This is a genomic window from Candidatus Avelusimicrobium sp. (assembly GCF_051874775.1).
Classification (GTDB): Bacteria; Elusimicrobiota; Elusimicrobia; order Elusimicrobiales; family Elusimicrobiaceae; genus Avelusimicrobium.
Genome location: NZ_JBJEGE010000015.1, coordinates 1 through 14,556, shown reverse-complemented (window position 1 = coordinate 14,556; position 14,556 = coordinate 1). Strand labels below are relative to the sequence as shown.

Below are 14,556 nucleotides of genomic sequence, written 5' to 3'. Positions count from 1 at the left end.
CTTTCTTCTTGCAGGTTTTGGGCATTTTCTTCAAATGACAGGTTTTTCACCGTCAGCGGAAATGCTTTTCCGCGGGCGAGACCTCCGCACGCGCACAGGCCGCGCAAAATAATGGGAGCGGAAAAATCCGTTTGCGTTTTTGTTTCGGCGGCAGAAAGCACAAATCCACCGGATGTTTTTTCGCCAAATCCATTTTTAAATGCTTCTTCCAACAGGGTAAGCATCTTAAGGGCTTGGTCTTTTGGGCCGGATACACGCAGGGTAACGCTGTCGTTGTAAGAAAGCGCCAAACCCATTAATGCAACGATACTTTTTGCGTCGGCAGTTTTGTTTTTGTGGACGACTTGGATTAAATGCGGGTATTTTCCCGCCAGTTTAGCCAGTACCGCCGCCGGACGCGCGTGTAAGCCGTGTACGTTAATCAGTGTAAGCGGGGCGGATTCCATAAACGCGCCGGCAGGGAGCGTTTGATCTTCTTTTTCTTCAGGAAAAGGCACAGAAAAAAGCGTTTGGCCCGTTTTTACTTGACCGGAGGCTTTGCCGGAGGCAGGTGTACCTTCCGGAGAAGTGACGACCACCAAGACTAGCGGGCTGGCCGCTTTTTTACGCAGAAGCGGTAAATTAAACTCCAGCAATTTTTGTCCGGCTTTAACTTGGTCTTTGGCCTTGACGAAAGATTTAAAACCTTCGCCTTGCAAAGCAACGGTTTCTAACCCTACGTGTACTAAAAGTTCAATTCCTTTATAAGATAAAACTACGGCGTGATTGTTTTTATTGACGTTTAAAACTGTGGCATCAAAGGGGGCGAGTACGGTGTCGGAAGATGGGTCTATGGCTAGGCCGTCTCCCAGCATAAGTTCGGAAAAAACGGGATCAGGCGTTTGTTCTAGGGGAACGGTAGTCCCGTCCACAGGGCTTAAAACGGATAATACATCGGACATAAACACTCCTTTGAAACGTATACCTTATTATAATATACGAAAGATTTTTTTTCAAGCCAGTTGAGACGAAAAAATACGTATGTCTGTGCCGTGTGTGATACAAAAACGGCCTCCTTAAACAAGGAGGCCGTTTCCGTTGAAAAGCCTATTTGGTTACACTCAGGGTTTCGCTTGCGCAGTGTGCGCCGAACTCGGGCGCGTACATCGACTGCACCTGCGCGGGCAGCGCGTGGAACTTTCCGGCTACCGTTGGGCGCAGGATATAGTGCATTGTTACCGTACCATTCGGGAGCCAATGAATAAAGAAATTGGTGGCTCCGTCGCGGTTTTCTCGGTAGAAACGCACGTTTTCCCATTCCCAGCCGCTGAGAAGCTCTTCGCTTTCGAATCCGGCGGGTTTGGGATCTTGCAGAAGTATGTATTCAAAGGCGCTGTTAGCGGTCAGCGTCAAGCGCACGTCTATTTCGTCGCCGACGGATACTTCCGATAAATCCTTAATTGGACGCAATTGAATTTTATCTCCCTGTTTTTTGCGCAGGAAGTATTCACGCGATACGTTAAGAATTCCTTTGGGCGAGCTCTTGGCGTCCGACGATTGATAGACCGCGCTTAAAGAAGCAAAATCGGTCATCCGGCTTTGTTTTGCGACTGCAGCCGTAAACGCGGCAGGGGTAATTTGGTTCCCCGTACGCGTAAATTGAAGGTCTTTTGTCCAATCAAACGGTTCAAAGGTCAATGCTTTTTGTTCACCCGCCCAATTAATGTTGTAGGAGGAAGGTAGCGACAGCGCCCCTTTGACCTTCATTACGTTTAAAAGTGTAAATACGGCTTGCGCGGCGGCTTTGGAATCGGTCCAGTCGTTTACTTGGCGGTTGAATAACAGCCACTTTGTCATCGGATCTATTTTGTCCGAATCCGGCCGCATTTCAAGCAGTGTTTGCAGCGTAACGGTTTGGGTAGACAGTGTATCGTTGTACCAAATCCAGCTTTGCGGTTCGGGCGCAAAGTAGGCTCCGGCCAGTTCGTCCTGTTTCATACGAGAGAGCACCATTTCCAAATAGCGTGCGGCTTTGACGTCGTCACCCAAACGGTGGTAGACGGCGGCGGCGTAAATTTGGCCTAAGGGCGTCATAAAGCGGGATTGCTTATCCGCATAGTCGGCCCAGCGTTTGACGTACGGCTTGGCTTGAGCCGTTTGCGCCCAATTCGGCGGGAAGGCGGACAGCGTATGTGCCGCATACAGCGCGTACGAAACCGCCCCTACGGAGCCTTCTTTATCTTCCTGCAATCGTTTTTCGATTCGGGGGACGATATACGCAAATGCTTTTTGGGCTTGATCCTGCGGAATTTGAGCGTCGTACGCCAAGGCCTGCGCAAATTGCGCAAGTGCATAGAGCGTCAAATAATCATCGTCCGGCCCGCCCGCAAACCACGTAAACGCGCCGCTTGCATTTTGAAATTTGGCGATTTGTTTCATTTCTTTGGCAAGCGTGGACGAAACAAGCTGAGCATTGAATAAATCAATAATATGAGCGGCCTGTTCTTTACGTCCTTGGGCTTGGCGCAGCCACGGCGTCTGTTCCAGAAGCGTCAGCCGCAACGGGTCCTTCTCATCCCAAGCGGCGGTGCGTCCGTCGCGTTTGGGCAGTTTTTTGACGGCTTCTTTAAGCTGCGGGTACGTGGTATAGAACTTATTTACCACTGCCAGCGGTACATAGCGGTTTAAGGTGGAAACTAAGTCCCTGTACGGAGACGTAAGCAAATTGGGCAGCGAACCCAGCACTGAAAGCGCAAGGCTCGGGTTTAGTGTCAGCGCGACTGTCTCTACGTCCTTGGGATCAACGTTGTCCAATTCGTCCAGCGTCAGCGTATTTTTACCGTTTTTGAGTGCTTTGTTGACGGTAGTCAGCAGACGGGTTTTGCCCGCCAGTACGGGAAGTGTTTTTTGCTCCGCATCAGCCGATTTTCCGGCTCGTGCGGCCGCCGTCAGCGTATAGAGCGCGGGCGCGGAAGGCGCAGTAATTTCCCACGTGACGAACTGAGTGGACTCCGCCGCCACGGAAACGCTTTTCGGCGTATTGTTTAGCCCGAAAACGTCCAAGGCGTTTTTGCCGTCTTGTTGGATGGAGAGCGTTACTTGTACAGACATTTTCTTTTGCGTTAAGTTGGTAACGGCCGCTTGGATGACACCTTTGTCGCCCTCGCGGTAGAAGCGCGGCGTTTGCAGGCGGACCATAAAGTCTTTCTGGGTGAGGGTTTGCGCCGTAAACGCGCCGAAATCGGCGGTTTTGGTCAGTACGAATCCGAAAATATTCCACGTAGTCAGGCTTTGCGGCATTGTAAATTTTACCGCTGCCTGTCCGCCCGTTACGGGCAGTTGGGAATTAAAGTAGGCCGTTTCGGAAAAATCCGTGCGCGGTTCAACCGTTTGTTGCGTGTTGTTTTCGGATTTGGTAGTTTGTGGCGTTCCAAAATTAGCTTCTATATCATCGTAGACATTGTTAAGTGAAGAATCTGCCGTATCAAAAGTATTTTCTTCTTTCTCAAGGGCTGATTCTTGATTGAAAGAGCCGGCCGCGGCCATCATTGGCGCGGCGCTGCGCGCTATATTCATCTTCGTCACCGGTCCGAAAAAATTACGGCGCATTTGAAGGTTCAATGCAGGCAGAAGGATTTCGTTTAAGCGTTTTTTGCTTTCCACAGGCATACGGTTGCAGGAAATGCGGCTTGCAAAAGCGTTGCTCTGCGTAAAACCCGCCTGTCCCTGCCGTTGGGAATACAAGTCGCTAAACGCCAAGGACGGATTGTTTTTAATATAATAATCGAGCGATTTATCGTACACCGTGATATTGGCTTGTCCGTTTACGGGTGCGCCGAAAGAGTTTTTGACCGACAGCTTCCAGCTGACGGTTTCAGCGGGGCGGACGGTTTGCGGCAGGGTCAACGTGACGGCGAGTTCTTTGTTATCAAAAGGGATCTCCACCGACGTTTCTCCGCGGAAGAATTCATATCCGCTCGCGCCGAACCACGCCAGCGATACGCCGCCGCGCAGCTGGTCCGTTACGGGCAGCGAATATACGCTTGCGCCGCCGGAGAGCAGATCTTTTTTATACAAAAACTTGCCGTTGTTCTGATAGATTTCCACGCGTTTGGAACCTTGCAGTTTTCCCGCGCCGATGAGCACGCGCATCGTCTCCCCGACAAAGTATTTGGGATGTTGGACGAGCGTTACTTCCGGCAGGTTAAGCGCGGACTTTTCGCCGACGACCACAAATACCATTTCCTGCGGTGCCGCTTTGGCGGAAGAAAGTTTTAAGCGGTATACCCCTTCCGGCAGGGCGGGAAGGCTGAGCGTTTGCGCTCCGGCCGTTTTAAAGTTGAGTTCCTGTTTAAACGCTGTTTTTTCGGCTTTGGCATTTTTATAGATGGCGTCCAACGAGCTGTCGCCGCCCGTATCTGCGCGGTAGATGGATACGGGTTCTTCATAATCGTCATACCCGTAATCTTCTTCCGGTTGTGCGGGTTTTTCGGCGGGAATTTCGTTTTTAAGGCGTACGGCCTCAGCTGTGATTTTACCCGACACGCCGCGTCCGTCCGCGTCCGTTAAATTGATTTTGGCGAGCGCGCCTGCGGTTTCTGCGTCATAAAAACCTTGCGTAAATTCCACTTGGAACAAGTGCGGTTTTGCGCTTACTTTATAGGAGCGGGAAGCATTGATTACGCGGCCGCTTTCGTCAAACGCTTCGGCTTTGACCACATACTCGGCAAATTCTTCGTTTTTCTCTGCGGGAACAGGGATAAATTCCACTTTAAAATTGCCTTTTTCATCCGTTTTTGTTTCGCCTTGTGCTACAGTTTCGCTTGATCGGCGGAAGATGCGCAGCCACCAATAGAAGGGGGGAATATAGTCTTGTCGTTGGACGGTGTATTTGACTCGTGCATTTTGCAAGGGTGAGCCGAAATAATACTTGGCCGTTCCCGTTACGACGGCGGTTTTGCCGTATTCCAACGCTTTTTCCGGCTCGGAAAGGGTTAATTCGTAATCGGGGCGTTTGTATTCTTCGGTGGTAAACCAATCAAAGGTTCTATAGGTGTTTCCTGCGGCCACAAGCGATACTTCTACTTGATACCGGCCCAACAGATCGCTTTTTGGAATTGTCATTTCGGCTTGCGCGGTGCCCAGTTCGTCCAGTACGGGGGAAGCCGTAAAGACGGTGTTATAGTTGGGATCTGTGACGGTAAACGTAACCTTCCGCCCGCCGAGCGTTTTTAAGCCGCGCGGAAGCGTTTGGAACGCGTTTACGGACAAGCGCACTTTCTGGGCGGGGCGGTAGACGGGGCGGTCCGTCTGGGCAAAGAGTTTGACGGGATCATTGTTGTGAAAGTTAAAATACAGCGTACGCGCGGAATAGGCGACGGAACCTTCTTTTTTCGCGAGCGTGTTTAAAATATACGGGGAGCCGCTGCGTTCGTCCGTTGTGACGGTGACGGGGCGTTGGAATGCGGCGTACCCTTGTTCGTCCGTTTGCGCCTTTTGGCGCGCGCCCTGCCAGCTGGTAAACATATCAAGCTGTGCGGCGGGTTCCGGTTTGCCCGTTTTTAAATTGACGGTATAGAGATGAAATACATTGGGCCGCAAGTTTTTGTCTTTCTCACCCAAAACGGCGGTATAATCGGAGGGGTCTGCTTCAATGGCGACGGTGGTAAAGAAAGCCAAGTCCGTTGCATTTAATACAATCGCTTCTACGGGGGCGGTTTGGGGATTAAAATTTTCGTCGTAAGAAACGGCCGCCACATAAAAACCCGTTTCCAGTTCGGGCAGCCTAAAAACGGCTGTTTGTTTTTTATAGACTTCCTGGTAAGGGACGGAAACGGTTTGTGTATGCAAAGGGGTGCGGTCCAAAAATACAGAGAGAGTTTTTTCATTTAAGCGGGATAAATAGTCCCACGAATTGAGTGTACCCCTTCCGCTTGTTTTGCGGTAGAGTCCGGTCAGTTCGTCCAAAGAGGTTTTGTACAGCCGCAAGTAAGCGTTGTGCAGGTTGCGGCCCGTTATTTTTAAAGACGGGGTTTGGCGGTTGATTGGTTCGTTTAAGTTTTGCAAGTTTAAAGAAACGCGGGTAATGGTTTCTTTTAAATCCGCGCATTCTTGCGTAAAATAAGAGGCGGGCAGATTCGCCAGCGCAAATTCGCACGTTTGCAACGCTTCGGGCGCTTGTTTGTGGTTAAATTGCAGACGGGCGGTTTGCAGTGCAGCGTAACCTTGGGCGTACACAGTGCTGGGTGAGGGGGCTACATAGCCCTTTAGTTTGCTCCACCAGCTTTGTGGTACGGCGGTTTTTCCGCTTAATAAATCCAGTTGGGTAACGGCGTTTTGCAGGGCTTGTTGCTGGTTTTTGATAGTGAAAGCATCATTATTAAAGGGGAGTTGAATGTAATCCGTTTTCCAGAAAATTTTGGCGTTTTGGCGGTTTTTTCCGTCTAACAGATAGGCTGTTTCCAAAATATCCGCCGTCTGAAGCGCGTTTTGTGCGCGGCGGTTATTTTTATCTAACAGGGCAGCGCCGTCCAAATAGGCGTAGGATTCTTTTGAAAACGGAATGGGTTGAACGTTTTGAGTGTTCAAGTACTGCAGCCAACTTTGTACCGTAAAATCAAATAAGGTGGGGATACGCAATATATCGGTATCTTTTACGTCTAAAATTAAAGTTTCTTGTTCAATCGGTGCGTTAATGAGCGCGGCGCGCAAGGCCCAGAGGGTTTTGTAATCTTTGTCAATTTGGGTATTCCATTGTGTTGCCGTCCATTGCGCGGGATCTTTTTGGGCCGTTTCGGTTAAAATTTCGCCGTCGTTTAAAAGCGGACGGTAAAGGTTGGCCGCACGCTGTGCCATTTGGGCGCGGTAGAGCAGAAAGCGCGCCTTCCAAATGTCATTTTCCGGCAGGGGATATGCGTACATCGTTTTATAAGCGTTTAAGTATTCGCCCAAACCGTATTGGCAGGCGGCTTTGCGCAGCTGGGCTTGCAACAGGTCGTTGCCTGTAGCGGTTTGGATAATGTGTTCATATTGTGCAAGTGCCTTAGCAAAATCGCCTTTGGCGTAATCGGCTTCAGCCTGCGGAAAGTCTTGCGCTTGCAAGGTAAACGGCAGGAACAAAAGTCCTGCGATAAAACGAATGTGTTTTTTCATACAATCTCCCTTATATAATGATACAGTAAGAAAAATCTCCGTCCCCGAAAGGGGAGAGAGACTTTTCTTACCGTAAGCAAAAGACGTTTTCGGTCCTACATTTCTTCCGGCGCGCTTACGCCGATAAATTCCAGACCTTTTTTAATGCGTTCCGCCACCCGCTGGCAGATGAATAAACGCGCTTTGGTTTGCGCGGGATTTTGTTCGTTCAGCACGCGGCAGTTGTCGTAGAATGCGTGAAACAGCCCTGCCAGCTCGATAAGATACGTTGTCAAATGGTGGGGGCTTAAATCGGCTACGCAGTTACGCAGCACTTGTTTGAACCAAATCAGTTTAAGCATCAGCGCGCGTTCCTGCGGCGTGAGGGCAGTAGGGGCAGTATTGTATTCTGTAAAGCCCTTTTCTGCGGCCGCTTTAAAAATGGAATAAATGCGGGCGTGCACATACTGCACGTAGAAAACGGGGTTTTCATTTGTGCGTTTTTTTGCCAAATCCATATCAAAAATCATATGGGCGTTAGGGGTGCGGCTGGCAAAGAAAAAGCGGCACACGTCCGTTCCTACCTCGTTCATAAGTTCCCGAAGCGTGATGAACCGGCCTGCGCGTTTAGACATTTTTACCTGTTCGCCGCCTTCGGTCAAGTGGACAAGCTGGTGGATAATCGGTACGAAGGATTTTTCTTCTTTGCCAAGGGCGTGTACGGCGGCTTTCATACGCGGTACATAACCGTGATGATCCGCGCCCAGAATGTCAATCAGTGTGTTGTAGCCGCGGTCGTATTTATTTTTATGGTAGGCGATATCGGCCAAAAAGTACGTTGGACGGCCGTCTTTGCGTACGAGCACGCGGTCTTTGTCGTCCTGCGCTTCGGCATCTTTGGTGGAGCCGAACCAAACGGCGTTTTCTTTTTCGTATGTATAGCCTTGGGCTTTTAACGCTTCAAGCGCTTTTTTGGGTGCTTCTTCTTTATGTAAATCGGATTCGCGGAACCAACGTGTAAAATCTACGTGGAAATCCTTCATATCCTGCTGTTGAGTTTTGATCAGTTCTTCCATTGCCCAACGGCCGTATTGTTCTTCCGGCAAGTCTGCAGGTATCCGTTTGGCCAGCTCAATTAAATAGGAACCGTGGTATCCATTTTCCGGCGGTTCTTTGCCTTCTTTGCGGGCTTTGACGGATATGGCCAGCAGTTCTGCTTGGTTGCCGGCGTCATTGACGTAGTATTCGCTGTCGCAGCAGTAACCGAGCGCGCGGTGAATTTTTACCAAGCTGTCACCCAAACTGGCTCCGCGGCCGCTGGCCACGTGCAGGGGGCCGGTGGGGTTAGCGGAAACAAATTCAATCAAAATGTTATGTTTGGCGCAGTCGCCCTCGCGGTCTTTTAAACGGCGGTCGGCTGCTGTGGTAATGATAAATTTGTCATCCAATTTGATGTTGATAAACCCGGGGGCGGTAACCTGTGCGTCCGCCACGACAGTCATTTCGCGTAGTGCTTTGCACGCTTCTTTGGCGATTTCCATTGGGTTTTTTCGCAGTTTTTTGGCGGCTGCCAAAGCCCACGTCATCGACAGGTCCGCACCGGTATGGGCGGGCGCAGCGGAAAATTCGACTTCAGGGAGTTCCGACCCTTTAAAATATTCCGCGTTGGCAAGTTTCAACGTAACGTCTTGTTTTAGTTTTTCTAACATTTTTATTTTTTGGTAACGGCTTTTTTAGCGGCCGTTTTCTTGACGGAAGGTTTTTTTGCGGCGGCGGTTTTGACCACGGTTGTTTTTTTTACCGTAGTTTTCTTGGCCGCCGTTTTTGCGGTGGCCGCTTTTTTAGCTGTGGTTTTGGGAGCGGCTTTCTTTACGGTTGTTTTTTTTGCTGTTGTTTTGGAGGCGGCTTTTTTGGTTGCCGCTTTTTTTACCGTTTTTTTGACGGCTTTTTTAAAATTAATTTCTTTGCCGAAGCTGAAAATTTTGTCAAGCGCATAAAAATCGCGTGCTTCCTGCGTCATAATATGGGCGAGGAATCCGCCGTAGTCGCTTACGCGCCATTGGTTGCTTTCTGCTCCGTCTCGGTTAGTTTTATAGTAACCTTCTTCTTTGAGTTTTTTGCTGATTTCTTCTTCTACCGCGTCCAAATGCGGCTTAGAATTGGCGGTGGCGATAAGAATAAAGTCGCACAGTGAGGATAACCCGCACAAATCAATAACTTTAATGTTTTCGGCTTTTTTGTCATCGGCCAGTCGCGCCGCTAGACAAACGAGTTCTTTTATATTCATCTTCCACCTCATTAAAACGGTATATAAAGCAATCAATTTAGTCTAGCATTTTTTTAGCTGTAAGGGGAGAGTTACAGCGGCATACGGAAATCTTTCCCTAAGATGACGCGCGTGTCGCAAATGACGTTGGGGACGGAGCCCGTGCGGATTTCCCCGTAAATGCCCACGGCCTGTCCCAACTGTTTTACCTGCACCATTCTGCCACTGTAGTTCTCCAGCCAAGAAGTTTCTTGTGCGGTGGGATAATTATCGTATTGCAGCACGTCTACGCGCAGGAGCCCTTTTTCGTTCTGTTCGCGCAGGTATTGCGTTAGTTCCAAAGCCAGCCCTTTGCGGCCGGAGGCGTTTAATATTTCCACAATAATCGGACGGTCCCTTACTACCCGCGGAGCCATATCGGCTATTTCGGGAACGATGGCGGGAACGGGCCCTGCGTTGCGGGAGGATTGTTTTTTACGCGGCGGGAACGTAACGGCGAAATCGCTTGGCTCCAGTTGGGTCAGTTCCAAGGTAAGAAGTGCAAATTCAGACGGGGACAAATCGGTCCTGCGGTGATGGTATGCGGACAGATAATCCCACCCTGCCCCTGCGGCCAAAAACGGATTATACCGCCACGAAGACAGCGCGTGTTTAAAACCGTTCCAAAAACGTTCGCGGTTCGTTTCGGCGGGTTCAAAAAATTTGACGTTTTGGGCGGAAATATGTTCCGTTTGTAACAGCTTTTTGGCGCGGTCGCGCGGATTTTTTGAGTGAAATTTGTCGCTTAGTACGCGTACGGAAGCTTTGCGCGTTTGGGGGGAGTAAGAAATAAACATTGCCGGTTCTGTCAGCACCACTACGTTAATGAGTGTATTTTTAGCGCCTGCCAAGTTCATTGCAAGGGGGGAAGCAAACTGCGTCCACGCGGCTCCCGCAGTGGAGACGAGAAGGGTCAGCAACAGCAGCCTGTCGGTTATTTTTCTTGCTTGATAAGATGGTTCCATAAGTCGATACCTAAGGGGCAAAGCCATTTTTGCGAGTCGATAGTAAACAGCAGTTTGCGGTTAGCTGCGTACAAAAGCGCCTTATCCAAGTCTTGCAAGGCCAAGTTGCGGATGAGAAACGCATCTTTGTATTTGCGGTCTTTGGAAGAAATATCCGCCACGAATAAAATTTTAGAAAGCGTGCTCATCTTTAAACTACCTAAGGTGTGTTCGGCAATGGCGGTCAGCACATTTTTGTCCTTTACGCCGAAATTATTTTTGGCAATCCAACGGGAAACAAAACTGTGCAGGAGTGACGGCTCTTGTTTGCAGATATCATCAAAGAACGGCACGCTGATTCTACGTTTTTTACAAAACGCAATGAGTTCCTGCCCCGAAAACCCTTTTCCAGCGTCGTGCAGAATGCCCGCACGGACGGCAGATTCTACGTTGACGTCGTAAATATCGCTTAAAGCGGCAGCCATTTCGGCCACGTTTTTGGAGTGCAGATACCGATTGGTTTTCAAGTGCGCTTTTAACCAATCGTGTACTTCAAGCCCATAAAGTTTGTTCGTGCGTATGGTGGGTGCGATAGATGCGGGCACGGTGTCCGGCACGTCTCCGCACGCCAAAATATGCGCGCGTACGCGGCTGGAAGAAAGCTTGGGAAAGAAGCCGGGCAAAAACACGTGGCGGAAGTTGGCGGGTTTTTCGTCATAGCCCTTGCGTTTTCCGGCCACCACGACGGCGTTTTTAAAAATAAAATCGGGGTTTTTCCAGTTGTGCAAATCATTAAGGCAGTCGGTGCCTACGAGCAGGTAAATTTCGGGGTCCTTATATAAATTTTTAAGGTATTGCACCAACTGGTAGGTGTATGTTTTGCCGCCTTGTTTTAGTTCATAATCATCAAACACCACATTTTTGCCGATACCTTTGAACGCTTGTTTAAGCATTTTCATCCGCAAACGGAAAGGCGTGGGCGACTTGGCCTTAAACGGGGAGTGGTACGCCGGCACGATGTGCGCAACGTCCGGCGCGATGACTTTCATTGCGCGGCGGAACAGGGATACGTGGCCTTTGTGGACGGGGTCAAAACTGCCCCCAAAAACGAGAACTTTCATAACACCTCATTATACAAGTTTTTTTGCGGTTTCCAAGCCTTGCAACAGGGAAGTTTCCATAAAAGAGTATTCCCATTTGCCGTACCGTCCGGCGCAGAAACAGCCGCTTTTTTCCAAGCGGGAGAGCGTTTGTTGTACGGTTGTTGCGCGGTTTTTATCGTAAACGGCGTAGGCGAAAGGTAAAAATTGCCAAAAGGAAAACAGTTTTTCGTCGTTTATATCTATTATACCTTTTTGGACGAGCGCGTTCCAAACGCGTTTTTCGGTTGTCGGCGTTTGCGGAATTTTCCCCGACAATTCCACATAATAGGAGCGGCAGCCCTCCGGTCTGTTTTGGGGGGAAAAAGAGCTTTGCATACCCACGCGGAAGAACGGATCTTTTTCGTCGGGGCAGTAAATCCAGCTAAACGGTTCTTTTTCCGCGCCGCGCACCGCCAAATTCAGGACAGTAACAGGTTGGGCGGTTAAATTTTCTGCTGCGCGCGTAAGCGCGGGTTCGTCTGTCAGTAATTTTAGAAATGCGGGCAGCGCAAGCGTGTTTACCAGATAATCAAATGAAACAGTTTCTCCGTTAATGACAGCCGTTTTTTGGCGTAAACTAATGCGGGAAACGGGAGAATTAAGCCGCAGGTTTTTAATATGTTTGGCTAGTGCGTTTACAAGCGTTTGACAGCCGCCCGTCTGCGGATAATAAAAATAGGCATTGTAACCAAATTTTTTGCGCGGCGGCTTTTGTGCGCTTTTTATAATTTCGTCCGGTGCGGGGAGCGGTACGAATGAACCGCACCAATCGGCGGTCATTTCTTCGGGCGCGCGGCCCCAGAGTTTGGTATTGTACGGACGCATAAACGCGTGGTAAACGCCTGGTCCAAATGCGTTTAGACACCATTCTTTAAAATTTTTTGGAGCAGTATTTTTTTGCGCTTTTGCAGCTTTTACAAGTCCGTCCACGCACGCTTGGCGCACGTCTGGCGGAAGGGCGAACAAATTGGCTTGAAACGGGAAGGGAACGCGTACGTTTTCAGTATAAATCCACGCGTGGCGTTCTTGGCGCAGTAAATTGGACTTTAAAAGAGTGCGGATGAGTTTTTTGCCGTATGGTGTATGCAGATGCAGCAGGTGGCCGGCATAGTCAAATGTAAAACCGTCTTTGTATACGCTTTTGCACAACCCTCCGCAAACACTTTCCCGCTCGGCCAGTAAATAATCTGTTTGACCGAGTTTCTGCAAGTGATAAGCGGTGCTGAGGCCTGTCAGACCGCCGCCTAAAATAAGCGTGCGTACGTGTATCATAAGTCTGTTTTTACGTGTAACAGCCAACGCGTGATAAGCGCACCAAACGCGCCCGCTGTAAGGAAAAGCGCCAATGCAATTTGTACGCAGCAATGCGTCAGCGCAAACGCAAATGCATTGGCGGTTACGCCGGCGAGTGAAAACGTAAGTAAAATGCGGGATGTATTCCACCCTAGTTTTTTAAGACGCAGGGCGGCGTGATCATTACTGCCTTTCATCGGATTTTTTCCTTTTAGCAGGCGCGCAAGCGTAACGAAAGCCGTATCAAAAAACGGCACGGCCAGAATAAACAGGGGAGCCAAAAAGCCCCAGTCTGATTTTTCGCAATATCCCGTACCGATAGATAGTGCGGCAATTAAAAAACCCAGCAAATTGGAGCCGCTGTCACCTAGAAAAATTTTGTGTTTTTTGGCGTGGTTGTACGGCCAAAACGCAAGACACGCACCCAAGAGCGCCAGTGCGGCGAAATTGACGTACACATATTCGGAAGGAAGCGTAATGATTGCCAGCCCTAGCGTGCAGACGACTGCTTGGCTGATGCACAGGCCGTCCATAATGTCCAAGAGGTTAAAAGCGTTTGTCAGCCCGACCACCCACAGAAACGTCAGCGGGTAAGAAACCCAAGGTGACGTAAATGCGTGAATTGCCACCCCGTAATAAATAAGCGCGGCAGTAGCCGCTGCCTGAATCAGCAGTTTTACGGGAATGCTGACGCCTTTTGGTTTTTTGAAATCATCCCACAGCCCCATCAAAAAAATAAGCCCGCTGCCAATAATTACACCCCGCAGCGTGTGCAGTGTGCCGGAGGGGAATGCCGTCGTTAGCCGAATTAGGATTAAACTGCCGGTAATCCCCAGTAAAATTCCGCTTCCTCCCAAAACAGGTACATTTCCTGTGTGCTTTTTGAGTCCGGCGGGAACGTCCAAAAACGCATTAGCAGCCGTTTTTCGCAAAACAGGCAAGGCGGCAAATGTGATTACAAACGACGTACACGCACACAAGAGATAGAGGACAAGAGTGGACATAATAATTATAATATCATAATAAGGAGAAATTTTATGTTTAAAAAAATTTTAACATTTTCGTTTGCGCTTTTTTTATGTGCGTGTGCAGGGCGTCAGGTGAAACAAATTCCGCCGGATGTGCGCGAATACAAAAAGGTAAATTATTTTACGAACGGCCGCACGCAGGCCGCCTTTAAAGTGGTGGGGCAAATGAACGAGGATTATTTGGAAGGAGTCCTGCGGATTAAAAAAATCGGCGAGCAGGATTACGACGTAATGGTGATGACGGGCGCATCGTACCGCGTGCTGCACGCGGTGGTCAGTCCCGAGGGGGTAGCGTACCGTTATTTGTTTAAGGACACGGATACCGCCGTCGTACGCGGACGTATTACGCAGTTTTTAAACGTGTTGGTGTCGGACGTGGGCGTTTACAAAAGCCGCCGCATCAAAGACGGCAAAACGACGGTAACGTATCAAGGGAAAGATGTCAAAACACGGTTATTGTATACACTGGGGGCTGCATATCCGTATGCGGCACAGAGCGTAACGCTCTTAAATACGGGGGAACTGTTTTATAACGAATATGCTCCGGCGGATGCACAGGGAGAGGTTCAAATTCCGCACGCGCTGACGTATAAGGACGGGAACATTACCCTAGACATGACGCTTATCAGCGTGAGGTAGGGAGAACAACTGTACTTATCTTCTATAATTCGCAGAACGGGCAGAAAGTATTTTTCTGCCCGTTCTTGCTTATTAGGATAAACAATTTTCCAAAA

At 49.4% G+C, this 14,556-nt stretch carries 9 protein-coding genes; 1 reads left to right on the top strand and 8 read right to left on the bottom strand.

What is annotated here, in order from left to right; all coding sequences use genetic code 11:
* From ACI351_RS03265 to ACI351_RS03230, 8 genes are all read right to left on the bottom strand, one after another.
* On the bottom strand, positions 1-941 hold a 941-nt coding region (locus tag ACI351_RS03265), incomplete at its 3' end, for a glucose PTS transporter subunit IIA (RefSeq protein ID WP_439733830.1).
* A gap of 145 nt (positions 942-1,086) precedes the next feature.
* Positions 1,087-7,131: an alpha-2-macroglobulin family protein gene (locus tag ACI351_RS03260; protein ID WP_439733829.1), complete on the bottom strand. Its 6,045-nt coding sequence runs from the start codon at positions 7,129-7,131 to the stop codon at positions 1,087-1,089.
* 95 nt (positions 7,132-7,226) lie between these two features.
* Entirely contained in the window at positions 7,227-8,819 is a 1,593-nt protein-coding gene (gene argS / locus ACI351_RS03255) for an arginine--tRNA ligase (protein ID WP_439733828.1), read from the bottom strand.
* Between the two features lie 2 nt (positions 8,820-8,821).
* On the bottom strand, positions 8,822-9,397 hold the full coding sequence (gene rsfS / locus ACI351_RS03250) for a ribosome silencing factor (RefSeq protein ID WP_439733827.1): 576 nt from the start codon (positions 9,395-9,397) through the stop codon (positions 8,822-8,824).
* Positions 9,398-9,468: 71 nt separating this feature from the next.
* Positions 9,469-10,380 carry a LytR C-terminal domain-containing protein gene (locus ACI351_RS03245; RefSeq protein WP_439733826.1) on the bottom strand — a complete coding sequence of 304 codons (912 nt, stop codon included), beginning with the start codon at positions 10,378-10,380 and terminating at the stop codon, positions 9,469-9,471.
* The gene (gene nadD / locus ACI351_RS03240; RefSeq protein ID WP_439733825.1) at positions 10,350-11,480 is read right to left on the bottom strand and encodes a nicotinate (nicotinamide) nucleotide adenylyltransferase; all 1,131 of its coding nucleotides are present in this window, start codon (positions 11,478-11,480) and stop codon (positions 10,350-10,352) included. Before nadD ends, ACI351_RS03245 begins: the two co-directional genes overlap by 31 nt.
* A 9-nt stretch (positions 11,481-11,489) precedes the next feature.
* The gene (locus ACI351_RS03235; RefSeq protein WP_439733824.1) at positions 11,490-12,773 is read right to left on the bottom strand and encodes a protoporphyrinogen/coproporphyrinogen oxidase; all 1,284 of its coding nucleotides are present in this window, start codon (positions 12,771-12,773) and stop codon (positions 11,490-11,492) included.
* Complete coding sequence (locus ACI351_RS03230) at positions 12,770-13,798, bottom strand: MraY family glycosyltransferase (protein WP_439733823.1); 1,029 nt, start codon at positions 13,796-13,798, stop codon at positions 12,770-12,772. The genes ACI351_RS03235 and ACI351_RS03230 overlap by 4 nt, the downstream gene beginning before the upstream one ends.
* Positions 13,799-13,831: 33 nt before the next feature.
* Between ACI351_RS03230 and ACI351_RS03225 the strand changes: the two genes are divergently transcribed.
* A complete protein-coding gene (locus ACI351_RS03225) occupies positions 13,832-14,461 on the top strand; it encodes a hypothetical protein (RefSeq protein ID WP_439733822.1) in 630 nt (209 codons plus the stop codon).
* The last annotated feature ends 95 nt before the right edge of the window (positions 14,462-14,556 follow it).